We start from the raw sequence: 23,336 nt of genomic DNA, 5'->3' as shown, positions 1-23,336 counted from the left end.
ATTATCCGGGAGTCAGCAGCAGGATTTTATTCAGATAACCTGCGACCTCATAGAGCCGGAGCTGACACTGCTGATTTTGGGCAAATAATTGTAACTGCTCTGCCAACTCAGGTTGTGTCAAATTAAGCAGTATCATGCCGTCCGCCGTTAACAGCTGGCATAAGTCTGGTAATAACAGAGCCCAGTCTGTTGGCCAGGGATATAGATCCATAAAAATTACCTGGTACTGCCGGCCTTGCAAAAGTGCCGTCCGGCTATATTCCAAGGCTTTAGCACAATACAGCTGCTCTGTTGTGACGGGCGCAAAAAACTGCTGATACAAGCGGATAATGTCTGGATTTTGCTCAACTGTGCTCAGTTGTCGTTCCGGCCAGCGACTGGCAACAGCACGGTTAAATTCACCGGCGCCAAGCCCCAGTTGCAATATATTCTGCCCATGGTGTGCAGCAAGCAGCCGCAACACCAGCTGTAAATGTGGATAAGTCACTTCTGCCGTTGCTTTCAGTTGCATCTGTCCCTGACGCTGACCATCAAGCAGCAGATAACGAAAACATTCATCCTGCACCACTTGTATTGAGCCTTGTGGCAGTTGTTGCCAATAGAGTATGGCTTGAGTTCTGATGTCGCTTTGTTCCACAATGCCCCCAAAGTTATCCCGCAGCTGCATCCGGCAACACGCTGCGTCTCAACTCAGTTGAATAAGGAAAATCCGATGAAATGGCAGCTTATCGCTCCGCATACCGAAGCTCAATGGCAGGCTTATTATCAGTTGCGTTATCAGGTGCTGCGTGCACCCTGGTTGCAACCACCCGGTTCTGAACGCGACGAGCTGGAAGACGTTGCAGTACACAGGATGATCCAAAGTGACAGTGGTGAAGCTTTGGCTGTTGGCCGTTTACATCTGTTGGATGAAAGCACTGCACAAGTGCGTTATATGGCGGTGTCTGAGCAGGCAAGAGGGCAGGGGCTTGGCCAACGGGTCCTGCAGGCGCTGGAGCAGCAGGCGCTGGCACTTGGGGCAAAAAGGTTGATTTTAAACGCCCGGGACAGTGCAACTGGTTTTTACCAACAAGCCGGTTATCAATATGGCGCTATGCAAGCGGCGTTATTTGGTATCCCGCATCAGCAGATGTGGAAACAGATTTGTTTTGACCGTGACAGCAGCATATTACAGGCCTGGTGCAGGCAACTGGTGGCCTTATGGCATCAGACTATTCCGTTGTCGGCATTTATGCAGCTGGATATTGAGAAATTTGACGGCAGCACCTTGTATTGTCAGGCCGCTTTGGCGCCAAATCAAAATCTGCATCACACCATGTTTGCCGGCAGCATCTATGCCATGGCCACTTTAACAGGCTGGGGCCTGGTTCACCTGCAACTTCAGGAGTTGGGTCTGGATGGTGACATAGTGCTGGCAGATGGTCGCATTCGCTATCTGGCGCCGTTAAAAAGCCAACCAAGAGCCAGGGTTAGTTTGTTGCAGGTAAGGGGAAGCCTTCAGGGGTTAGCCCAAGGGAAAAAGGTACGGCAAAGCTTAAGTGTAGAACTACTGGACGGCGAGCAGGTTGTGGCTGAGTTTGAAGGTCGTTTTGTGGTATTGCCAAAAGCTGCGGAGGTATCAGATGCCGGATAAAACCAAGGTGGTGATTGTCGGTTGTGGCTGGCTTGGGCAGCAGCTCGGACTTAGTCTGGCTGCAGCTTCTTATCAGGTGTATGGCAGCCGGCAGTCGCAACAGGGCTTATTACAATTACCGGAGGCAATTTCTCCGATGTTGCTGCAATTGCCACTGGCGCAATTAACGCCGGAACAACAAAAAATCTGGCAAAACGCCTGGTTAATTTGTGCTATCCCTCCAGCGGCCTCCCAACGCAGCGAAGAGGAGTACCTGTTGTTGTTACGTAACGTTGCGGGGCTTGCACTTCAGGCCGGTGTGCGTGGGTTGATCCATTGCTCCAGTACCGGTGTTTATCAGGGTTTGAGCGGAGAAGTGACAGAAAAAACATTGTTGCCAGATAATGAAAAATCCCGTTTTCTCGCTGCAGCAGAACGTCAGTTACAACAGGTGCAACCGTGCGTTACGTTACGATTGGCGGGGTTGATTGGCCCTGGCCGGCACCCGGCAAGATTCTGTAGTGGTCGTTTATTACCCGGTGCCGCTTTAGCTGTGAATATGGTGCACGCGCTGGATATCGCTTCTTTTATCCGGCAACTGCTGCAAATGAACATACAACAAAGTGACTGTTTTAACCTTTGTTGCCCGGAACATCCCAGTAAGCAGGAGTTTTACACTGCTGCAACCCAAAGTCAGGGGTTGCCGGAGCCACAATTCGCGCCAGCACAAGAACAAACAAGAACGGTCTCTGCGCTGTATAGCCAAAGTCTGCCCGGTTTTAGTTATCGTTTTTTATCGCCGGTGCAGGCGTTGCCATACTGTTGATATATCTCATTTATCAGTTTTTTATCATGTAGTAATAAAGTCTCAATATTCACGACGAAGCATACTGCCTGCCTGTTCTGAACAAGGTAGTGTTATGTCGAATCAATGGATGCTAGGCTTGGCGCTTGTTGTTTTGCTGGGCATTTTTACCGGCTCAGCTTATTTATTGATCGAGGAGCAGTTGCGCTGGGCCTGGTTAAACAGCCTGTGGCGTGCCGACTGGGTTTGGTGGTTGTTTCTCGGTGCGGTCTTAGTTGCGATGTTGCTGAATTTATTGTTGTTTGTTGCTACACCTTCAGTGCTTAATCTGCTTAAGAAACGACATTATCAGTCTGATTCACAGCGGCAGCAGCAGTTTGAAGCACAACAGCAGCAGTTTTTTCAGCGATATGGCGCCTTGTTACAGCCTTTAAGTGGTAAAACGGATTTTTATCTCTATGCCGATGGTAACAGCAGGGTATTGCTGCAATTGTTTCCGGAAATTATAGAGCCCCCCGGGCTTGAGCAGATGTGCCAGCTTTTTCAGCTGATGCTGGTGCATCAGTGCGACAGCGCTTTAGTGATAGCGGTGCAGCCGATGTCAGCCCAAGCCAGAATTTTTGCCCGTGAAGCTCAGATAGTACAAACCGATTTTGTGACTTTGGCGCGACAACTGGGTAGTGACAACTTCATCGCCGCAATTTGTTGACGAGGCGACAATATCAAGTTTTCGTCAGGTTTTTCTTGTCTCTATTTTGGCAATATGCACAGGCGTTTTCGCGAAAGGAACAACATAAATCCAGGGTTGGATAAGCAGATGTTTCCTGCCTGGCTGGACCTGGTCCAGCCTTTTTCTTTTTATTCTAATGATGACATCTTCTTCTGGTGCTGATGCAAGGTGTGTCCGGGTTCTGTTATTTTGCTGGCAACAAAGCCTCAAGGGGGTGGCAGATCTGAAGCGTCAGATGAACAGCCGCTTTTTTGGCAAATATCATTGCAGTTGTCGCAGCAGTGTTGTTGAATCTGCCAAGCCAAGCCAAGCCAAGCCAAGCCAAGCCAAGCCAAGCCAAGCCAAGCCAAGCCAAGTCAAGTCAAGTCAAGTCAAGTCAAGTCAAGTCAAGTCAAGTCAAGTCAAGCCAAGATGACACAGCTGTGGTGTGAGCAAAAAGACAAAAGATAAAAGCAAAAACGGCAACTGAACAGTTGCCGTTTTGTTGTCAGATCTTAAAGGTTTGAATGGATTGTTGCAGTGCATCTGCACTTTGTGCCACTGCGTCACTGTGGGCCAGAGTGCGGCTGGCTTTGTCGCTGCTTTGTTCCGCCAGTTCTACCATGCGGCTCATATTCTGGCCAATGGCGCTGCCAAGCTGTAATTGATTGCCGGTCGCATCGGCAATAGCTGCACTGATACCGTGCATCTGAGCAATAGCCTGATTGATATTTGTTAACGACAATACCAGTTCACTGGTGTGGCCAACACAAGTGTCGGCATCACTTTTACCTCTGCTGATGGCCTGCACTGCGGCTGTACTTTGTTGTTGCAGAGCCTGAATCATCTGACGGATTTCATCTGTTGCCCCCTGGCTGCGCACCGCCAAAGATCGTACTTCGTCCGCCACTACGGCAAAACCCCGGCCTTGTTCACCGGCCCGGGCCGCTTCAATAGCAGCATTAAGTGCCAATAAATTGGTTTGTTCCGCAATACCCCTGATGGTCGCCAGTATGCTGCCAATGTTGTTGGATTGATCATTCACCTTTAACATCATATCGGCGGTTTCGGTTAACTGGCTGGCAAGGCTGGTAATCAAACTGCTGTTTTGTGCTGAAATGGCATCTATCTGTTGGCTTTGAGTCAAGGCGTGTTGCATTTCGCTGACTGCTTGTTGTGCCTGACTGGCAATCTGATGGGTATTGTCTTCCAGCTGCATTGTGGTGTTATTCACAGCTGCAATTTGTTGCTGCTGCTGGTCAAGTGCCTGATTAATTTCGTTCACTTCAGTGCGCGACAACACCGAACTTTGTTGCAGTTCGTTGGCGTTGGCGGTTATCCCATGAATAAGCTCGCGCAGCGCCAGGATCAGACTGTTGACCTTGGCCGATAAAGCGCCAAATTCGTCATCATTTTCAATTTTGAGCTGACGGGTTAAATCACCTGCTGCCACTTCGCCGAGCACCTTGTTAATACTGCCCAGCGGCCGCAGCATAGCGTTTATGGTGAAATAAGCAGCAGCACCGGCCAACGCAATAAGCACCAGCATCAGCACGAAGGTGCGGGCTGTGCCAAAACTCAGGGTGTCAGACATTTCATCCTGCAGACTGGTAAATTGTTGACCTGCACCTGTCAGTACCTGATCAAGGGCTGTTACCGCCTGCGTCACCGCAAGTTCAGAAGCGGCCAGTTGTTGTCTGGCCTGCGCCAGCGCTTTGAGTTGCTGTTGTTTTTGCGCAACCAGACTATCCTGGGCTGCAATGCGGTTTTTAAAGTTGCTGAGCTGTTCGTTAAAAGAAGCCCAAAGCTCCTGTGCACCAACTTCAGGCACCAGATTGTTAATATAATCAAGGTTGCCCTGCATATCACTTAAGGCAAATTCAATATTCTGCTGGCTTTCTGTTAGTTGATTAATGTCGCTGTACGCACCGGTTTCGCGTAAGGTTTGCATCAATGTCAGCAACTGACCATCCACCCGGCCGGCCGCTCCGGCAATCAGTTCCAGCTGTTGTTTTTTGCCGGCAACTTCCAGATAAGAAATGTCCAGCAAAGTGGCACCGGCATCATCGATCAGCTGCACTAAAGTTGTCAGTTCTGCAGCCGCTGTTTTTGCGCTGCTGAGGCTTTGTAGTCTGGCACTGAACATCAGTTTGACGGCTGCAACATAATCATCGTAGTGTTTGCCGGCATCCTGAAGAGGTTTGTTCAGTTGTGGATCTTGTTGTAGCAGTTTTTGCAAGCCGTTGAAATTGTTTTGATATTGCTGTTCGGCTTTGGCAAATTCGGCCTGATATTTACTGATTTCTGCGTCTTGTTCAGCGGTAAAACCCAAAGCAGACAGTTTGGCGAGTTTCAGCAACTGAATTTGGGCATTGTTACTTTGTTGTTGTGCCGGCACCGCTATTTCATTCACTCTGCTACTGGCATCAGACACCACAGCAAAACTCCAGAGTGATGACAAACTGGCGATCAACAACAACAAGGCAATAAAGCCAAAGCCAATGCTCACTTTGTGTGCAACAGTTAGTTTCATTTGTCTGTCTACCCTGATACTGATTTTTCTAGTTATGTTTTTAGGATGGCGTTAACCAAAGCAGGCTAAAACCGCCTCGGAAATTAACAGAGTTACTGACGCTGGTCTAGCCAGTTGTTTAGAAAAACTGCAAACAGCGTCTGGTTATCATTGCTGGCTCTGGCGTCTGGTTATATTGATTTTGCCATTTCAGTGACAAGCATAGCTCGCTCTGTACCTTTGCAAAAATACGATGTGAATTCTGTGGGCTTTGGCGTGGGCTTTATTATTTCCCGCTGATACCTGTTTTGCGCTTGGTTCCTGTATTTGCTGTGGGTTTGGCTTTGTGTATATCGTTATGACCAGACAATCCAGCTGTTAGCCGGCAGAACACTTGAGGTCTGCAGTTTTGGCCGGCGGCAGGGCCTTTGACGTCATGACAGCCCGGTTGCAGGTTTTTTATTTTTTACTGCCGGGGTTGATATTCAGATGACCACCCAGCCTGTACCTGCTGCCAGCAGAAGTTAAATAAGCAAAACTGACGGCGCCATCGCGGCTGAAAGTACGGCGTGTTAAACGCAGGCAAGGTTCAGTCTTATTAATTTTCAGATATTTACAGGTAAATTCGTCTGGCAAAATGGCTTCAACCACATGGTCAGCTTCAGTTAAAGGCGCCACTGCGCTTAAATATTCATGAGGGGTTTGCAACACAAAATCCTGCTGTAAATAAGCCGGAATTTGTTTTGGATTGACAAAACGGGCTTCTAACTGCAGTGGTTGTTGGTTGTCGTAATGGATTATCAGGGAAAAAAACACCGGTTCATTGCGTACCAAACCCAAAGCGCCGGCAACCACCGCCGGGCAGGGCAGTTCAGTCAGCTGCACCAGTTCGGCCGAATGAAAATGACCACGCGCCTGAATGTCATCGGCGATATTACGGATTTCCAGCAGCGCTGATTGAGACTTGGCGCTGGCAACAAAACTGCCAACCCCCTGGGTGCGGTACAACACGCCTTGTTCTGTCAGTTCCTGCAAAGCCCGGCGAGCTGTCATTCGGCTGACATTAAACTGGGCACAGAGCTCGTTTTCAGAAGGCACACGGCTGTGTTCTGGCCAGTTACCAGATTCTATCTGGCTGAAAATAAACTCTTTAATGGCAGCAAATTTGGGCGTACTGCTATCTGTGGTTTTTAGCATCAGGGGCGCCTGCATTGTTGTGGCTGAAATGGCCTGTCTGGATGACGCAAAAAATAGCGGAGCTTTGTTGTATATACAAGCTGTTCAGGTTAAATTATTTGTGGTACCAACCCTTTTTCATGCCAAAAAAACTGCAACTATGCTGGTCAGTCAAAGATGGTGGTGTTGTGCAGCTATTCAGGGTTTTGTTGTTTTTGCATTTTCAGCTCGGGAGTTTTTATGTCCGCCACACATCAGTTTGACGCCGTCTGGCACAATGTTCAGCTTGCCACTATGGCCAACAATGGTCAGCCTTATGGCGCTATTGCAGATGGGGCTTTGGCCATTAAAGATGGTCTGATTGCCTGGTGTGGCCCAAAAGCTGAACTGCCGCCTTGTGATTTGCTGGCGACCCCTTTGTATGATGGTCAGGGTCAATGGCTGTTGCCCGGTTTGATTGATTGCCACACCCATCTGGTGTATGCCGGCAGCCGTGCCAATGAATTTGAAATGCGTTTAAAGGGTGCCAGTTATCAGGAAATAGCCGCAGCAGGTGGTGGTATTAAATCGACTGTTGCCGCAACCAGAGCCGCTTCGCACGAAGAGTTGTTTGTGTTGGGCAAAGACAGATTAAACACGCTGCTTCGTCAGGGGGTGACTACTGTTGAGGTGAAATCCGGTTATGGCCTTAATTTAGAAACTGAACAAAAAATACTGGAAGTAGCCAGACTGCTGGGTGAAAACCATCCTATTCATATCGAAAAAACCTTTTTAGGTGCCCATGCGCTGCCGGCTGAATATGCCAATAACAGCGACGGTTATATGGCTCTGGTGACGGAAACTATGCTGCCGGCTTTGCATCAGCAGGGGCTGGTGGATGCAGTGGATGTATTTTGTGAAGGCATTGGTTTTTCTGTGGCACAAAGCCGGTTGTTATTTGAAAAAGCTAAGGCGCTTGGTTTGCCGGTGAAAGCGCACGCTGAGCAGTTGTCAGCCTTAGGCGGTGCATCTTTGGTAGCTGAATTTGCCGGTTTGTCGGCCGACCATATTGAATATTTAACTGAAGACGATGTGAAAGCCATGGCGGCAGCTGGCACTGTCGCCGTGTTGTTGCCTGGTGCTTATTATTTTTTGCGTGAAACCAAAATGCCGCCCATTGATTTGTTGCGTCAACATCAGGTGCCGATGGCCATTTCCACCGATTTAAACCCCGGCACTTCGCCATTGTGTAACCTGCCACTGATGTTAAATATGGCCTGTACTTTGTTTAAGTTAACACCGGAAGAAGCGCTAAAAGGTGTCACTATCAACGCTGCCAAAGCACTGGGTAAAACTGACAGAGGTGTACTTGCTGCCGGGAAAAAAGCTGATTTTGCCCTTTATGCTATCAGTCAGCCAGCTGAGCTTTGTTACCAGTTTGGGGTTTCTCAGCTTAAGCAACTGATTATTAATGGTAAATTGATATCCTTGCCGCGCTGAGCGCGGCTTTACAAAATAAGCAAAAAGAGTAAGCTGAAACCATCTGGGTCTGATGAGAAGTAAATTTTGAAATTTGTCTGGGTGCCCACTGCATTTTTTGCCACACCAGTCTGGGCTATGTCTGGTTTAACGGCTCAGGCTGACTGGTTATTACCGCTGTTGCTGCTGGTTTCGTTAGGGTTATTGGCTTTATTACTCAGAAGCCAACGCGAAAACCGTAGTCTGCAAGCCTATGTTAAAAGCGCGCAGCAACTGCCGGACCCATTCCGCATGTTGCATGACGAAATCACAGGTTATCCCAACAAACTGGCTTTTGAGCAACAAATCAGTCTGTTGCTGCAACGGGATCCTGCCCAGCATTATTCGTTATTGTTATTAAAAATCAAAGATTTTGAACAGATCAATAAAGCATTGGGGCGAAGCAACGCCAACTTGCTGCTGACACAAATTGCCGCCCGGATTAACCAGCAACTGGTGAATGAACCTGATGTACTAAAACTGGAATGGCAAAGCCAACATGCTTCAGTGGCACATCTGGGAGGTGTTGATTTTGCAGCCTGGGTGCATGCCGGGCGCAAACAACATCAGGCGGAATATCTGGCGCAGCGTATTGAACACAATGTGCCTGAACCTTTATTGATCCACGGTTGTGCCATTGAATACCGTATTGCCAGTGGGGTGACGCATTACCCGCAGCACGGTACTTTAGTGAATGAACTGATGGACAAAGCTTATCAGGCGCTGCAGTTTCATTTGTACCGCTTTAGCGAAACTCAGGTGTTTAGCCCTGAAATGCAAAGTTACACCGATGACAAATTGATTATGATGTCGCAGTTAAGTGATGCCATAGTGCAGCAGCAATTGCAACTTGATGTGCAGCCACAACTGGATTTACATACCTCTCAGGTGGTCGCCGCTGAAGTGTTGTTGCGCTGGCAACATCCAAGCCGGGGTTTGTTGTTGCCCAAAGATTTCCTGCCGATGGCCGAAGAAATGGGCATGATTTATCCGTTAACCCAATGGGTGTTACGTCAGTCTGTACAGACTTTGCAGCAGTTACGCCAGCAGGGTTTTGATATTGCTCTGGCTGTGAATCTGGCCAGCAGTGATTTAATGCAGATGGAGCTGGTGGAACAATTGCAACAACTGCTGGAAGAAGCAGATGTGCCTGCTGAAAGTCTGATCCTGGAAATTAAAGAGCAGGCCCTGCTCGCAGACCCGGAAAAAACCTTGTTGGTGCTGCAGCGTTTACGCCAGCTGGGGGTGGCTTTGGCGCTGGATGATTTTGGCACTGGCTTGTCGTCTTTAGGTTACATCCGTCAGTTGCCGGTGCAACAGGTAAAGGTGGACTGTTCCTTTATTGCCGGTTTGCACCGTTCTGACACTCAGGCTGCTGTGACAGGAGCAATTCTGGATGTTGCCAAAAACCTGCAACTGACAGTGGTGGCCGAAGGGATTGAAGAGCAGGCAGTGGCCGATCGTCTGATAAAAATGGGTTGTCAGCGGGGTCAGGGATTTTTATATTCAAGGCCTTTTGCGCTGCATGGTTTGCCTTCCTGGTTAAAACAGTGGTTTCATCAACGTAACCAATAAGTTGATTATCGTTTTTAATAAAAAAGCGCTGATGTTCGGCGCTTTTTTATTGGGGTTATGCCAGCAGCTGTAGTTGATGGATGGAGCAGCTGCCTTTGTTGACAAGGTTATTTAAACCCCTGCAGCTTCAGCTCTGTCTGGCCTGAATAAAAGCCAGCACTAAAGCTGTCAGTACCTGACCTGCTTCTGACATGCCGGCGGCAAGACCGGCCGGATGTTGTGCCGGTGCTGCTTCTGCCAGGTGCAAATAGCGGCTTTGTGGCAGCTTAGCCAGCTGATAGACATAAAGTTCGGCCTCGCGCACTGAAACACCACAATTGGTAAAAGCACTGACCGGCATCATGCTGATACTGTCAGTGTCCAGTTCAATACCCAGCGGAGCTGCGCTGGCTGTGACAAAACTGACGGCTTTGGCAATAGCCTGGTTAAAATTAAAGTTCTGATGCAGGTAAATCTCCTGATAACTGCAATAGCCGGCACCTGCTTGTTGCAGTTGTTCAAAAGCTGCTTTTGAGTTTTTCAGTTCATGTAAACCCAACACAAAATAATGGTTTAAATAACCCTGGGCACTGGCGTAACTAAAACCGTTACCGCTGTGTCTGCCTTCGAGCAAACGAAAATCACAATGGGGATCAAGGTTTACCGCATTCACTTTGCCGCCACTACTTTGCGCCAAAGCTTTCAGCAGTGGCAACGCATTGTTATGACCGCCGCCTATCACCAGTGGGGTTAAACCAGCGTCAAAAATGGCTTGCAGCACAGGTGTTGCTCTTTCGTCCACTTCGGCACATAACTGCCGAAGCTTCGTCAGGTCGTTGGCATCATGGCTTTGCAGTGCAGCACTTTGTTGTTGCAGATCCTGCAGGTTAATTTCACCCAGCAGCAGAATTTGCCGGCCATCAAGATAATCATTGGCCTGCAGATTGATAAATCGTTTTAAAAACGCCTGAAAACCTAAGTCTGCACCACCATTACCAAAATTGGCGCGTGGGCCTATATCTTCGGCAATGCCAAGCAGCACATACAAAACACCGGCCGCTTTGGCCAAACGCAGAGTGTCGGCTAAGGGTAAAGTGGCATCGGGGAACATCAGAGTTTCACCCAGACGGGTTTCACCGGCACGCTGTTGCTGAAAGGCCGCCAAATTGGCGGCCTTGTAGCGAATTAACAGTTCTTTCATCGAACTCTCGGTAGCTATTTAAAAAAGTTATTCAATATCAAGGGCTTCTGCAGACAGGATAATGCCAGTGCTGTCGGCGTACAGATGATCACCAGGCAGGAAAGTCACGCCGGCAAAATTAACCGGTACGTCCACTTCACCAAAACCCTGATCATCAGCACCAACCGGAATGGCATTAACCGCCTGAATGCCAATATCAAAATCTTCCAGCGTGTCGACATCACGCACACTGCCGTACAGCACAATACCTTCCCAGCCGTTTTCGGCGGCCATCACAGCCAGTTCGGCGTCTAACAGGGCCCGGCGGGCTGAACCACCACCATCAACCAGCAGCACTTTGCCAACACCTGGTTCGGAAAGCACTTGCCGGATCAGACCATTGTCTTCAAAACACTTAATGGTCTGGATCATGCCCCCGAAAGAGCGGCGTCCGCCATAATTTGCAAACAGCGGTTCCACCACATCAATCATGTCAGCATACAAGTCGCATAATTCGGAAGTATTGTATTGCATTGGTTGGTCCGCCTGATAAGTCATTGATCCAGAGCACAGTATAAACTTATCCCTGCGAAGCTCAAGCCTGTTCTCAGCTGCCTGCGACTGCAATTTATCTGTACGCTACAGTGCAAATCTCCGGTTGCTGTGGTAGTTTTTAGCTTTGAGCTAAAACAAATTAGGTAAAGTTCGTTGAGCACTGATCTGATTCTGGCCAGATTATCGTTGTTTTTGATTCAGGCAGGATTGGCGCTGGTGCTGAGTCTTGTGCTCTGGCATTTTTACCGTATTTACCAAAGACACTATCTGAAATCCTGGTCAGTGGCTTTTTTTGTGCTGGCGCTTTATGTCATTAGCCTCAGTTGCTACAGCTATTTTGCCACCGATCTTGTCAGTCACGATTATCTGCGACAACTCTTTGAATTTATTTATATCTTCAGCTGTTATGCCTTTGCCATCTGGGTGCTGGTTGGGGTGCGTGAAGCTGTCACCTCAGAGCGTATTGCCTCCCGAACCGTCAATCAGCTGTTATGGCTGGTTGGTTTAATAGCGTTATTTTCGGTGTTACTGTTTGCTTTTGACAGTGAAATCAGCCCATGGAAACATTATCTGCAGGTGAATTTACGACTGCTGTTTATTGGTTCTGCATTATTTGTTGCTGGTATCTGGTTGTTTTCACTGCAAAAAAATATCTTTGTGACCAAGCTTGTCGCCAGCAGCATTCTGTTATGGGGTTTTCAGCTGGTGGTGGTGGCCTTGTTGTCGGTGTGGTTTGGTACCGGCGACACCCTGAACAGAGTCATTCTGGTCAGCAAACATCTGGAGCTGTTTTGCCAGACAATTTTGGGTTTGGGTCTGATTATCTGGCTGCAGGAAGACGAACGTACCGCCAATTTGCAGCTGACGGCTAAAACCCGTTATCTGGACAGTCATGATCATCTGACCGGCGCTTTAAACCGGGATGCTTTGTTACAGGAGCTGAATCTGCTGATGCAACAACAGCAGGAGCCATTGTTACTGGTGATGGTGGGGCTGGATCGCTTTAAAACCATCAACGAATCTGTAGGTTTAAAACAAGGGGATCGCATCCTTAGGGAAGTGAACCGCCGTTTTGAAGCCAGCATTTTAAAACCGCGTTTTATTGCCCGCACAGGCGGTGACATTTTTGCTCTGGTGTTAAGCGAAGCCCATAACGAAAAGCAGCGGCAATTTGCGTTACAACATATTGAACAACAAATAGAAAAACCATTTTCTTTTGAGAATGTGCAGCTGAAACTGACGGCCAGTATGGGACTGGCGGTTTATCCGGAACATGCCACCAATGCCGAAACCCTGTTGCAAAAAGCCAATATCGCTTTTCACCAGGCCAAAAGACAACAACAACGTTGGGTGCAATACCACAGCGGGATGGAAGAAGAATCAGCCCGCTTGTTATTGCTGGAAAAAGAGTTGTTATTGGCCATAGAGCAGCAACAGTTTGTGTTGTATTTCCAGCCACAATGGAATTTAAGAGAGCAGCGGATTGACGCTTTTGAAGCTTTGGTGCGTTGGCAACATCCATTACGGGGTTTGTTAATGCCAGCGCAGTTTTTACCTGCTGCTGCGCAGCTGGGGTTAAGTCAGCGGCTTGATTTGGCCTTGCTGGAGCAGGCGGTGGCGACTTTAGGGCGTTGGAAACAACAACGTATTATGTTGCCTGTTGCTGTCAATATGTCGCCTATTCACTTTGAGCAGGAAGGTTTAAAACTGAAAATTCAGCAGCTGCTGGAACGTTATCAGGTGCCTTCTTCGATGCTGGAGCTGGAAATTACCGAAGACACTGCGATGGGCGATATGGAAAAAGGCAGTAACTATGTGACAGAGCTGCAGCAAATGGGCATCAGAGTGTCGATTGACGACTTTGGTACCGGTTATTCGTCGCTCGGTTATCTGCGCAAAATGCCGATAGATAAAATTAAAATCGACCGTAGTTTTATCACAGATATGGCGGGCAGCGACTCTGACATGATGATAGTCAAAACCATGATTACGCTGGCGCATGGGCTTGGCAAACGTATTCTGGCCGAAGGTGTGGAAGATGAGAATCAGCTTGGTTTGTTGCGCCATATGGCCTGCGACGCTGTGCAGGGTTACCTGATTGCTAAACCTTTGCCGGAAGCCGAAGCGCTGGCGTTGTTAAGCCGCAAATCGTTCTGTTAAGTTGTTTCATCTGTTTGTCACATTGGGCTTTTAGGCTAAATCCAGTCTGAAGCAGATTGGATTGCCTGATGAAACTTGCCCGGCTTGCCGCTTTTGATCAGTATTTTTTCACTTTGTTGTTTCAGCGTTTTGGCAGCAGTGCATTGGCACCTTTGTGCCGCGCTTGTTCCAGAACTGCAGACGGCCCTTGTTATGCAGCTCTTGCGCTGGTGTTGTGGTTGGCGCATAGCGCTGCAGTGCTGGATTTTGTGTTTTTACTGGCGCTGGCTTATGCCATAGAACTGCCTGCTTATCTGCTGTTAAAAAACCTGTTCCGGCGTCAGCGCCCTGTCGAGTTCTGGCAAGGCAAATTTCAGGCGCATATCTTACCTTCTGACCGTTTTAGTTTACCCTCAGGCCATACTGCCGGGGCTTTTGTGCTGCTGGGTGTGGTGGCCATGCTTGCACCTTTCTGGCTGATTGTGGTTTTTCCCTGGGCGCTTGCCGTTGGCTTGAGTCGTATTTTGCTGGGGGTACATTTTCCCGGTGATGTTTGCGCTGGTGCTGCACTTGGGCTGACTGCAGTTTTGCTGGCGCAGGCAATTTTGTTTCCATAGTGTATACATTTACAGTTTTTTGGGTTTTCTGCAGCAATATTAGCTTTTATTTCTTATACTTATGGCTTCATTTCATCCTCAGGAAATCTTGATATGCTGCGCAATTTCTCCATCAAACAACGCCTGTTACTTAATGGTCTGGCGGTTGGTTTGGCCATGTTAGTGATGTTGGCCCTGCTGATTTATCAGAGTGCACAACAAGGAGAGTTGGCGGAATTAAGACTGGATATCGACACCTTAAAAACCGATGTATTAACTTTACGCCGTCACGAAAAAGACTTTCTGATGCGCAAAGATTTATCCTATCGCGACAAATACCAAAAGTCGCACAGCGAGTTGGAACAACATAGTGAACACCTGAAGCAAGGTTTACAGCAGGCTGGTATTGATACTGCTGCGCTGGAGGAGTTCGACCGTCAGACTGACAGTTATCAGCAGCAGTTTGCCAAGGTAGTGCAATTGTCAGAGCAGGTTGGGCTTGATCATCAAAGTGGTTTATACGGCAAACTCCGTAGTGCAGCCCATCAGCTGGAGCAGCAATTTAAACAAGTGAATAACGACACTTTACTGGTGAGTTTGTTGCAGCTGCGCCGGGCCGAAAAAGACTTCATGTTGCGGCTGGATCTGAAATATCAAACAGCTTTTGACACTGAGTTCAGCCGTTTTCAAGCTTTGTTAACCGGGGCTGGTGCAACGGCTGATTTGCTGGAGGCCGCAGCTTTGTATCAACAGGCCTTTCATGCACTGGTGGAAGGGCAGCAGGCGATAGGTTTAACCCAGGAGCAGGGGGTGATGGCCACGATGCGTGCAGCTATTCACCAAACGGAAGAAAGTCTGAAAAAAATGGCCTCTGATGCGGAAGAAGCAGTAGATGCCGCTGTTGCCACCACACAAGGGCTAGCATTCAGTTTATTTGTGCTGGTGCTGATTTTGGTGATGACGTTGGTGCTGATGACCAGCCGCAGTATTTTGCGACCTATTGCCAATGTGTGCCGCACCATAGGAATTATCCGTGCTGACAATGATTTTCGTCAGCGGGTCGAGGTCAGTGGCAATGATGAAATGACCCTGCTTGCCAAAGATTTTAACCAGATGTTGTCAGATATTCAGGACTTGGTTCGCAGTGTCAATCAGGCGCTGGAAATGTTGGATAAAGCCACTGCAGAGCTTGCCAAATCTACCTCAGATACCAGCCGGGGCATGAGTCAGCAGCAGATGGAAAGTGACATGGTGGCAACAGCTGTGACTGAAATGGGCGCTACCATTGACGAAATTGCCGGTAACACCGAAAACACTGCCAATAAAGCTGAAATCACCAACAAAAATGCCAACGAAGGCATGAAAGAAGTGGAGCAGACAGTGGCGCGTATCACCAGTTTATCCAATGAGTTACAACAAGCTGCTGTAGTGATGGCTGAGCTGGAAAAAGACAGTACCACTATCGGCTCAGTGTTGGATGTTATTCGTGGTATTGCCGAACAAACCAATTTGCTGGCGCTGAATGCTGCTATTGAAGCGGCACGGGCAGGTGAACAAGGCCGGGGTTTTGCTGTAGTGGCCGATGAAGTGCGTAGCCTGGCGCAGCGCACCGCTGAATCCACCCGGCAGATTGAACAAATTATTGCCGGTTTACAGGGCCGCACCAAAACCATAGTGCAAACCATGCAAAGTTGCCGCGAGCAGGGCAGTTCCAGTGTGCAGCAGGCGGGGATGGCCAGTCAGTTACTTGCCACCATTACCCATGACGTCAGCACCATTATGGACATGACTACCCAGATAGCCACGGCCATTGAAGAGCAAAGCCATGTGGCGTCCGAAGTGAATAAAAATGTGGTGCGTATCAGGGATATTTCACAGGACTCTTTGGTTATTGCCAAACACAACGCCCAAATCAGCGAAGAAGTGGCCGAGCAAGCCGCCCGCTTGCATCAGACAGTGGACAAATTCCGCGCTTAACGACAGTTTTGTCATGCATTGAGATAAACCGCAGCCTGGCTGCGGTTTTTTTTGCTGTAAATTCCGGGCACTGGCGTTAGCATAAGCGCCCTATTGTGATCCAAGGTGAAGCGCGTGCCTCCTGCTTTTTTTTCCAAATGGACTCTGTTACTGGCGAGATTAGGCTTAACAAAGGCCGACAGCCAGCGTCTTTCCGCTTTACCTTTATCACAACGCTTGAGTGTTGCCTGCTGCGCGGCCGTTGCACTTTATCTGGTGACGCTGATCAGCCAGCAATTAAGTTCGCCGGGTGCCGCTGTGATCTTACTTGCATCTATGGGCGCTTCGTCGGTGTTGTTATTTGCGCTGCCCAATAGCCCGCTGGCCAAACCCTGGTCTTTTCTGGCAGGGCACTTTATTCCTGCTTGTATTGGTCTTGCCTGTTCCCATCTTTTTACCGATCTGGCACTGATGGCTGCAGTGACCATAGCGCTGGTGCTGTTTTCTATGTACCTGTTTGAATGTATGCATCCGCCTGGTGGTGCCACTGCACTGGTGCCGGTGATTGCTTCGCCTCAGGGACTGTTGCCGCTGGATTTTCTCTGGTATCCGGTCGGTTTGAATATGTTGGTGATGCTCTGTGTTGCTTTGCTTTTGAATAAGTGGGTACTGAAAAGACCCATTTTACCTGCACCCACTCAGGCCTTTGACCCTGTACATCGGCATCATGACGCGCCGCCATTAAAACGGCTTGGTGTACAAGCCGAAGATTTAATGTCGGCATTGAACAGCGCAGACACTGTGCTGGATATCGGTGAGCAGGATTTAGAGTTGTTGTATCAACAAGCGCAACAACGTGCTTTTGCCAGACAACACCCGGCGTTGTTATGTGGTGACATTATGTCGCGGGATTTAATAGTGGTGTCGCCCAATAGCACTCTTGTTGAAGCCTGGAACTTGTTACAACAGCATAAAATTCAGCTGTTGCCTGTGGTGGATGCTAACAAAAAATTGTTGGGTGTTATTTCGCTGGTGGATTTTCTGCAGGAGATACCAAAAAGCGACTACCGGACTTTTAGCAAATATTTCAGCACCTTTGTGTTCCAACTCAAAGATAAAAAACGCTTGCAGCGCCCTGTAGCCGAGCTGATGCGTCAGCAAGTTGTCACTACCAGTGAACAGCAGCATATAGTTGCGTTAGTGCCTTTGTTAGCTGATTTGGGCTTGCACCATATTCCGGTGATCAACTCACAACAACAGTTAACCGGCATGATCAGCCAGTCCGATTTAATAGCGGCTTTGTATCAGTTGCAGCTACAACAAGGTGCTGCTGCAACAGTGCGCTGATGCAAAAGTGCGTTGCAACAAAAGCGCAGACATGGCATGAGCAACAGCAATCCACCTAAGCTGCTGCCCAAAAGTGTGTTTGCTTTGTCGACACCAGCTCAGAGTTGCTTAAAGTTTAAACTGGCTTCCCGGTTACTATTGGCAGCAGCCAGGCGGGTTAAATAATCCTGCCATAAAACTTCGTGGTTTTGATGTAAGTCGCGCAAATAGGGCCAGCTGTAAATGCCGCTGTTGTGGCCATCATCAAACACTATTTTGGCGGCGTATAAACCCACAGGCAAAATCTGGCTGATAGCGACCTGCTTTTTATGACTAACCAGCCTGAGTTTGCCATGGCCGCGCACTTCGGCTGAAGGCGACAAAACCCGCAAAAATTCAGCGCTGAAGACGGCACAAAGTCCATCATCAAAATGCACATCCAGCATTTTTGCTTGTTGGTGGTAATGTAATTTAGTCACCTGATGCATGCTATTGTCCTTAAAAACACAAGCCCGTGATGGCCGGGCTTGTTATGGGTGTTGTGCTGTCTGTTGTGCAAATCGGAGACTAAGCCACTGTTGTGCTGAACCCAGTTCCGGCACTGTAGTTGGGAGGTTACAAAATAAACCGGCTTAAGTCTTCATCCTGCACTAAAGCGTCCAGATGACTGTCAACATAAGCGCCATCAACCAGCAGTTTTTGTCCGGCATGGTCGGATGCTTCAAACGACACTTCTTCCAGCAATCTTTCCATCACAGTGTATAAACGGCGGGCGCCAATATTTTCTGTGGTTTCATTCACTTGCCATGCGGCTTTAGCAATACGTTCTATACCTTCTTTGCTAAAACTCAGCGCAACACCTTCGGTGGCCAGCATGGCAATGGTTTGTTCTGTTAACGAGGCTTTAGGCTCGGTCAGAATACGCTCAAAGTCATTGGCTGACAGCGGTTGCAGCTCAACCCTTATCGGTAAACGGCCTTGTAATTCAGGCACTAAATCTGATGGTTTGGCCATCTGAAATGCACCAGAGGCAATAAACAGAATATGGTCGGTTTTCACCATACCGTGTTTGGTATTGACGGTGCAGCCTTCGATTAATGGCAGCAAATCCCGTTGTACACCTTCACGGGAAACGTCCGGGCCTGATGTTTCGCCACGTTTGCAAATTTTGTCAATTTCATCAATAAAAACAATGCCATTTTGTTCTACAGCTTCCAAAGCTTTGGCTTTGAGTTCTTCCGGATTCACCAGCTTGCCGGCTTCTTCTTCAATCAGCTGCTTAAAAGCGTCTTTAATTTTCAGTTTACGTTTTTTGGTTTTATCCGAACCCATATTCTGAAACATACTTTGCAGTTGCTGGGTCATTTCTTCCATGCCTGGTGGCGCCATAATTTCCACACCCATGGCAGGCATCGCTAAATCCAGCTCAATTTCTTTGTCATCGAGCTGACCTTCGCGCAGTTTTTTGCGGAAAATCTGCCTGGTGTTGGCATCGCTGTCGGACGCTTCCACTTCACCCCAATTGTTGCGGGCGCGGGGCAATAACACATCCAGAATACGTTCTTCAGCGGCTTCTTCAGCGCGGAAACGGTTTTTGGCAACTTCCTGCTCACGCACCATTTTTACGGCGCTGTCGGTGAGATCGCGGATAATACTTTCCACTTCTTTGCCGACATAACCCACTTCAGTAAATTTAGTGGCTTCCACTTTAATAAATGGTGCGTTGGCAAGTTTGGCGAGGCGTCTGGCAATTTCAGTTTTACCAACGCCGGTCGGGCCTATCATCAGAATATTTTTTGGCGTGACTTCCTGGCGCAGCGCCGGGTCCAGTTGCATACGGCGCCAGCGGTTACGCAGCGCAATAGCCACTGCTCTTTTGGCGTCCTGCTGACCAATAATATGACGGTCCAGCTCATGTACAATTTCTCTTGGGGTCATTTCAGACATAACGGACCTTCTTACAAATCTTCAATAGTGTGATGCTGGTTGGTGTAAATGCAGATATCACCAGCAATAGTCAGGCTTTTTTCGACGATGTCGCGTGGGCTGAGTTCAGTATTGTCCAGCAGCGCTTTGGCGGCGGCCTGGGCAAAAGGGCCACCACTGCCAATAGCTATTAAGTCTTGCTCCGGCTGGATCACATCACCGTTACCGGTAATGATCAAAGAGCAGTTGGCATCGGCTACCGCCAATAAAGCTTCGAGTTTTCGAAGCATGCGGTCGGTGCGCCAGTCTTTGGCCAGTTCAACAGCGGCGCGCATCAAATGGCCCTGATGCATTTCCAATTTGGCTTCAAAACGTTCAAATAAGGTAAAAGCGTCAGCAGTGCCACCAGCAAAACCAGCCAGCACTTTGCCATGGTACAAACGCCGCACTTTGCGGGCGTTGCCTTTCATGACTGTATTACCCAAGGTAACCTGGCCGTCACCACCTAAGGCAACCTGACCGTTACGGCGTACAGAAACTATTGTGGTCATAATATCTCTTCTTAAACGGCTGTATTCAGCCTGAAAGCGGGCACTGTTTCAGGAAATAAGGGCATTTGTCTGTTTTTTCAAGCTGCAGCTGTGCAATAGCTGTGGGGGTAATACTGACGAGGGAGCGGCAGGGCTGAAGCTAGCCGGAGTGCTGCAGCGCTGCACTCCGGCTATGTATCAAAGTGGGATCCAACAATCGGCGATTTTTTGCCGTTTTAACAGGTTTTTGTCGTTTTGGGCCTGACGGCGGCTGGCATAAGGACCTATCACAACTCTGAACTTGCCGGACGATTCTTTAATAGAAGCGGTTAAACCGGCAAAAGCAATTTTGGCTTTGGTTTGCTGCGCAGCGTCCAGAGTTTTAAAAGCGCCACAATACATAGTGGCCGGTTTTTTTGATTCCAGCTCGTCTGCCTTTACCTGAACCTCTTTGGTTTGCAGCTCTTCAATGTAGGTATAAGGTTCTTTTGACGGTTTTTGTGGCAGTTCATCCAGCACTTCGGTTTTGGCCGGCAGAGCGGCAGCAGTTTCTGCCGCCAGTTGCTCTGCACCAGGGCGGTGTGAAATGTGCCAGAGGAAATAACCAAAAACGATTAACAACAGCAACACAGCTGCAATCAATAATTTGGGCAACGGTTTAGGCGCATTGGCTTTTTTCCGTGTTCTTGGGGCTGGCCTTGCGGCTTTGACATAATCTTGCTGGGGCATAACAGGAAACTGCTTCACACTTTTTTACAGGCTTTAGGGCATTCTACTGAAGTTCAGCAAAAAAGAAATGACATAAGATTCGCCTTTGCTGTTGTTGATGTTTTGCTGTGCAGTTTTATCTGGCCATTAACTCAGATCCAATGGATCTACATCCAGTTGCCATTTTAGTTTTCGGCTAAGCGCCGAGCGACTGATATGGTCTAACAACAGCTCCAGCATCTGATGTAAAGCTTTGCGATCCGGGCTAAATAACTGTAACTGCCAACGATATTTACCGGCTTTGCGCTCCAGCGGTGCTTTCACAGGCCCAAGCCACTGTACTCTTTTGGCCGGAGCTAACGGTGTTGCCGCTTGCATTTGCCCGGCACAAATTTGCTGCAGTTCCGACAACCATAACTGGCAAATGGCGCTGTCGAGGCCTTCAGCACGAAACATCGCCATAAACTGATAAGGCGGCAGCTGGGTTTGTTGCCGCTCTTTTAAGGCACTGCGGGCAAAAGCGCTGTAGCCATTCTGAATCACATCCTGCAACAGCGGATGGCCCGGATAATGGGTTTGCAACAGCACTTTGCCAGGCATGTCGCCACGGCCAGCGCGGCCTGACACCTGGGTCAGCAGCTGCGATAACTGCTCGGCAGCGCGAAAATCACTGCTATACAAGGCACCGTCCACATCAACAATCACTACTAAAGTAACAGCCGGAAAATGATGGCCTTTGGCTAACATCTGAGTACCGATAACAAGCTGTGGGGCGCCACTTTGAATAGTAGCCAGATGTGCTTCCAGACTGCCTTTGCGTCTGGTGCTGTCGCGGTCCAGCCGGGTAATAGGAAAATCCGGAATCAATTTGCCCAGTTGCTCTTCCAATTGTTCTGTGCCCTGACCCACAGGTGCCAGCTGGGTGCTGCCACAAGCGCCACACTGGTGCGGCACTGGTCTGGTGGCGGCGCAGTGGTGGCACACCAGCTGGCGGCTTTGTTTATGGTAAGTGGTAAAAGCGCTGCAATGCAGGCATTCGGTCAGCCAGCCACATTCGTGGCAAATCAGCGCCGGAGCAAAACCACGGCGGTTTAAAAATAACATCACCTGACGGCCGCGACTCAGATGCTGGCGCATTTGCGCCAGCGTGCCGTCTGCCAAACCGTGTTTCAGTACTTGTTGTTTTAAATCAATCAGTTCTATTTGTGGCACTAACTGACTGGTGGCACGTTCCGGTAATTGCAGATGGCTGAATTTTTTCTGTTGTACGTTATATAAAGATTCGAGGCTGGGCGTGGCAGAACCCAGCAGAATAGGGCACTGCTCTATACTGGCGCGTTTAACCGCCAAGTCGCGGGCATGATAACGAAAGCCGTCCTGCTGTTTTAACGACTGATCATGCTCTTCATCAATGATCAATAAACCCAGATTTCTAAAGGGTAAAAACAAAGCCGAGCGCGTGCCTATGGTAATAGCAGCGTCACCACTCTGACTGCGTTGCCAGGCGCGCAACCTTTCGCTGTCGGTCATGTTGGAATGCCAGCTTTGCATAGGCACAGCAAAACGTTTTTCAAAACGCGCCAGTGTTTGTGGCGTTAAGCCAATTTCCGGCACCAGCACCAATACCTGCTGACCTTTGGCAAGCACAGGCGTTATTGCCTGTAAATACACTTCGGTTTTGCCAGAGCCTGTGACCCCTTCCAGCAAAAAACGGCTGAAACTGCCAAGCGCCTGTACCACTGCGGTGACGGCCAGTGCCTGTGCCGGGTTCAGTTGCAGCGCTTTTTGTTTTTCTCTCTGATAAACAAATGGTGCAAAAGGTTGGCTGACGAGCTCAACCAGGTTTTTTTCCAGCAGCTGATTCAGTGTGGTTCTGCTGTGATTTTGCAGTAACTCTGCTTCAGAAAGCTCATTTGTGCGCAAAGCTTGCCACAAGGCCAGCTGTTTGGCGGAGCGGCGAAAATCGTGTTCGCTGAGCTTTTGGCCTGTTTCAGTGAGCTTTATTATTTTATGTTTTTCATCATCCAGCAAACGGCCTTCCCGCAATAAAGCCGGTAAAGCACTGGTCAGTACATCACCCAGCGGATGATGGTAATAATCGCTGGCAAAACTCAGTAAATCTCTGAGTTTAGGCCCAAGCACAGGGCTTGGATCCAAAAGGGCACTAACGGTTTTTAGTTTGTTGTCGTTAAAACTATCCACTGGATTTATTTGCCAGACGATACCCACCAGCTGGCGTTTGCCAAAAGGCACCAACACCCTTGCACCAACTTTCACATGGGTAGGATCGTCAGTTTCCAGTTGATAATCAAAATGTTGGCGCAGCGGCACCGGTAGGGCAACACGAACAATCAGCACAGTTAAATTCCGCGGACAAACTCCCTGCAGTGTACAAAGCGGGATGCACCCTGAACAGGGCTATTTCTGTTGTAGCTTCTGGTACTGAGCTTTTTTTCTGCAGACGGTTTTTTTTGTTGAATAAGGCCTGCTGATCTATTAAGCTACGCGCCCTAATTTAACTGAAATACGTATGGTGTTTGACAGCAAGACTGATC

At 48.7% G+C, this 23,336-nt stretch carries 19 protein-coding genes; 9 read left to right on the top strand and 10 right to left on the bottom strand.

Features of this window, described 5'->3' with window-relative positions; translation table 11 throughout:
* Window position 1: 1 nt before the first annotated feature.
* Entirely contained in the window at window positions 2-667 is a 666-nt protein-coding gene (locus tag RCH83_RS05145) for a hypothetical protein (protein ID WP_306519711.1), read from the bottom strand.
* Window positions 668-712: 45 nt separating this feature from the next.
* Here RCH83_RS05145 and RCH83_RS05140 point away from each other — a divergent pair, with 45 nt between their 5' ends.
* From RCH83_RS05140 to RCH83_RS05130, 3 genes are all read left to right on the top strand, one after another.
* Window positions 713-1,633 carry a bifunctional GNAT family N-acetyltransferase/hotdog fold thioesterase gene (locus tag RCH83_RS05140; protein ID WP_306519709.1) on the top strand — a complete coding sequence of 307 codons (921 nt, stop codon included), beginning with the start codon at window positions 713-715 and terminating at the stop codon, window positions 1,631-1,633.
* Complete coding sequence (locus tag RCH83_RS05135) at window positions 1,623-2,438, top strand: hypothetical protein (RefSeq protein WP_306519707.1); 816 nt, start codon at window positions 1,623-1,625, stop codon at window positions 2,436-2,438. The genes RCH83_RS05140 and RCH83_RS05135 overlap by 11 nt, the downstream gene beginning before the upstream one ends.
* A 94-nt stretch (window positions 2,439-2,532) precedes the next feature.
* Window positions 2,533-3,126 (top strand): hypothetical protein, encoded by a 594-nt coding sequence (locus RCH83_RS05130; protein WP_306519705.1) that lies wholly within the window; start codon window positions 2,533-2,535, stop codon window positions 3,124-3,126.
* 508 nt (window positions 3,127-3,634) lie between these two features.
* Here the strand turns inward: RCH83_RS05130 and RCH83_RS05125 are convergent.
* Window positions 3,635-5,659, bottom strand: a complete 2,025-nt coding sequence (locus tag RCH83_RS05125; RefSeq protein ID WP_306519703.1) for a methyl-accepting chemotaxis protein — start codon at window positions 5,657-5,659, stop codon at window positions 3,635-3,637.
* A 438-nt stretch (window positions 5,660-6,097) separates the two neighbouring features.
* Entirely contained in the window at window positions 6,098-6,835 is a 738-nt protein-coding gene (hutC, locus tag RCH83_RS05120; protein ID WP_306519701.1) for a histidine utilization repressor, read from the bottom strand.
* Between the two features lie 219 nt (window positions 6,836-7,054).
* Between hutC and hutI the strand changes: the two genes are divergently transcribed.
* Window positions 7,055-8,293, top strand: a complete 1,239-nt coding sequence (hutI, locus tag RCH83_RS05115) for an imidazolonepropionase (RefSeq protein WP_306519699.1) — start codon at window positions 7,055-7,057, stop codon at window positions 8,291-8,293.
* Between the two features lie 66 nt (window positions 8,294-8,359).
* The gene (locus tag RCH83_RS05110; RefSeq protein WP_306519697.1) at window positions 8,360-9,886 is read left to right on the top strand and encodes a bifunctional diguanylate cyclase/phosphodiesterase; all 1,527 of its coding nucleotides are present in this window, start codon (window positions 8,360-8,362) and stop codon (window positions 9,884-9,886) included.
* A gap of 127 nt (window positions 9,887-10,013) precedes the next feature.
* On the opposite strand, the gene RCH83_RS05105 is transcribed toward RCH83_RS05110, so the two are convergent.
* Both RCH83_RS05105 and rraA read right to left on the bottom strand, forming a co-directional pair.
* On the bottom strand, window positions 10,014-11,066 hold the full coding sequence (locus RCH83_RS05105) for a formimidoylglutamase (protein WP_306519695.1): 1,053 nt from the start codon (window positions 11,064-11,066) through the stop codon (window positions 10,014-10,016).
* Between the two features lie 27 nt (window positions 11,067-11,093).
* Window positions 11,094-11,579 (bottom strand): ribonuclease E activity regulator RraA, encoded by a 486-nt coding sequence (gene rraA, locus RCH83_RS05100; protein ID WP_306519693.1) that lies wholly within the window; start codon window positions 11,577-11,579, stop codon window positions 11,094-11,096.
* A 174-nt stretch (window positions 11,580-11,753) separates the two neighbouring features.
* On the opposite strand from rraA, the gene RCH83_RS05095 reads away from it, so the two are divergent.
* The 4 genes from RCH83_RS05095 (at window position 11,754) to RCH83_RS05080 (ending at window position 17,638) form a co-directional block, all read left to right on the top strand.
* Entirely contained in the window at window positions 11,754-13,760 is a 2,007-nt protein-coding gene (locus tag RCH83_RS05095) for a bifunctional diguanylate cyclase/phosphodiesterase (RefSeq protein WP_306519691.1), read from the top strand.
* A 68-nt stretch (window positions 13,761-13,828) separates the two neighbouring features.
* The gene (locus tag RCH83_RS05090) at window positions 13,829-14,356 is read left to right on the top strand and encodes a phosphatase PAP2 family protein (RefSeq protein WP_306519689.1); all 528 of its coding nucleotides are present in this window, start codon (window positions 13,829-13,831) and stop codon (window positions 14,354-14,356) included.
* Between the two features lie 93 nt (window positions 14,357-14,449).
* Window positions 14,450-16,312, top strand: coding sequence for a methyl-accepting chemotaxis protein (locus RCH83_RS05085; RefSeq protein WP_306519687.1), 1,863 nt, complete (start codon window positions 14,450-14,452; stop codon window positions 16,310-16,312).
* A gap of 114 nt (window positions 16,313-16,426) precedes the next feature.
* Window positions 16,427-17,638: an HPP family protein gene (locus RCH83_RS05080; RefSeq protein WP_306519685.1), complete on the top strand. Its 1,212-nt coding sequence runs from the start codon at window positions 16,427-16,429 to the stop codon at window positions 17,636-17,638.
* Between the two features lie 98 nt (window positions 17,639-17,736).
* Here RCH83_RS05080 and RCH83_RS05075 read toward each other — a convergent pair whose 3' ends face one another.
* From RCH83_RS05075 to priA, 5 genes are all read right to left on the bottom strand, one after another.
* The gene (locus tag RCH83_RS05075) at window positions 17,737-18,105 is read right to left on the bottom strand and encodes a gamma-butyrobetaine hydroxylase-like domain-containing protein (protein ID WP_306519683.1); all 369 of its coding nucleotides are present in this window, start codon (window positions 18,103-18,105) and stop codon (window positions 17,737-17,739) included.
* 127 nt (window positions 18,106-18,232) lie between these two features.
* Entirely contained in the window at window positions 18,233-19,564 is a 1,332-nt protein-coding gene (hslU, locus tag RCH83_RS05070) for an HslU--HslV peptidase ATPase subunit (protein ID WP_306519681.1), read from the bottom strand.
* An 11-nt stretch (window positions 19,565-19,575) separates the two neighbouring features.
* Entirely contained in the window at window positions 19,576-20,094 is a 519-nt protein-coding gene (gene hslV / locus RCH83_RS05065) for an ATP-dependent protease subunit HslV (RefSeq protein ID WP_260655929.1), read from the bottom strand.
* A 177-nt stretch (window positions 20,095-20,271) separates the two neighbouring features.
* Complete coding sequence (locus tag RCH83_RS05060) at window positions 20,272-20,802, bottom strand: SPOR domain-containing protein (protein WP_306519678.1); 531 nt, start codon at window positions 20,800-20,802, stop codon at window positions 20,272-20,274.
* Window positions 20,803-20,928: 126 nt separating this feature from the next.
* A complete protein-coding gene (priA, locus tag RCH83_RS05055; RefSeq protein ID WP_306519676.1) occupies window positions 20,929-23,139 on the bottom strand; it encodes a primosomal protein N' in 2,211 nt (736 codons plus the stop codon).
* Between the last annotated feature and the right edge of the window lie 197 nt (window positions 23,140-23,336).

The sequence above is a fragment of the Rheinheimera sp. genome (assembly GCF_030824435.1).
Lineage (GTDB): Bacteria > Pseudomonadota > Gammaproteobacteria > Enterobacterales > Alteromonadaceae > Pararheinheimera.
Note: the sequence above shows the minus strand (reverse complement) of the source record. Positions and strands in the feature narration are given on the sequence as shown.

What these genes read in the sequence shown, in the direction of transcription:
- RCH83_RS05145 (WP_306519711.1), bottom strand. Translation starts at nt 667, where the DNA reads ATGCAGCTGCGGGATAACTTTGGGGGCATTGTGGAACAAAGCGACATC.
- RCH83_RS05140 (WP_306519709.1), top strand. Translation starts at nt 713, where the DNA reads ATGAAATGGCAGCTTATCGCTCCGCATACCGAAGCTCAATGGCAGGCT.
- RCH83_RS05135 (WP_306519707.1), top strand. Translation starts at nt 1,623, where the DNA reads ATGCCGGATAAAACCAAGGTGGTGATTGTCGGTTGTGGCTGGCTTGGG.
- RCH83_RS05130 (WP_306519705.1), top strand. Translation starts at nt 2,533, where the DNA reads ATGTCGAATCAATGGATGCTAGGCTTGGCGCTTGTTGTTTTGCTGGGC.
- RCH83_RS05125 (WP_306519703.1), bottom strand. Translation starts at nt 5,659, where the DNA reads ATGAAACTAACTGTTGCACACAAAGTGAGCATTGGCTTTGGCTTTATT.
- hutC (WP_306519701.1), bottom strand. Translation starts at nt 6,835, where the DNA reads ATGCTAAAAACCACAGATAGCAGTACGCCCAAATTTGCTGCCATTAAA.
- hutI (WP_306519699.1), top strand. Translation starts at nt 7,055, where the DNA reads ATGTCCGCCACACATCAGTTTGACGCCGTCTGGCACAATGTTCAGCTT.
- RCH83_RS05105 (WP_306519695.1), bottom strand. Translation starts at nt 11,066, where the DNA reads ATGAAAGAACTGTTAATTCGCTACAAGGCCGCCAATTTGGCGGCCTTT.
- rraA (WP_306519693.1), bottom strand. Translation starts at nt 11,579, where the DNA reads ATGCAATACAATACTTCCGAATTATGCGACTTGTATGCTGACATGATT.
- RCH83_RS05090 (WP_306519689.1), top strand. Translation starts at nt 13,829, where the DNA reads ATGAAACTTGCCCGGCTTGCCGCTTTTGATCAGTATTTTTTCACTTTG.
- RCH83_RS05085 (WP_306519687.1), top strand. Translation starts at nt 14,450, where the DNA reads ATGCTGCGCAATTTCTCCATCAAACAACGCCTGTTACTTAATGGTCTG.
- RCH83_RS05075 (WP_306519683.1), bottom strand. Translation starts at nt 18,105, where the DNA reads ATGCATCAGGTGACTAAATTACATTACCACCAACAAGCAAAAATGCTG.
- hslU (WP_306519681.1), bottom strand. Translation starts at nt 19,564, where the DNA reads ATGTCTGAAATGACCCCAAGAGAAATTGTACATGAGCTGGACCGTCAT.
- hslV (WP_260655929.1), bottom strand. Translation starts at nt 20,094, where the DNA reads ATGACCACAATAGTTTCTGTACGCCGTAACGGTCAGGTTGCCTTAGGT.
- RCH83_RS05060 (WP_306519678.1), bottom strand. Translation starts at nt 20,802, where the DNA reads ATGCCCCAGCAAGATTATGTCAAAGCCGCAAGGCCAGCCCCAAGAACA.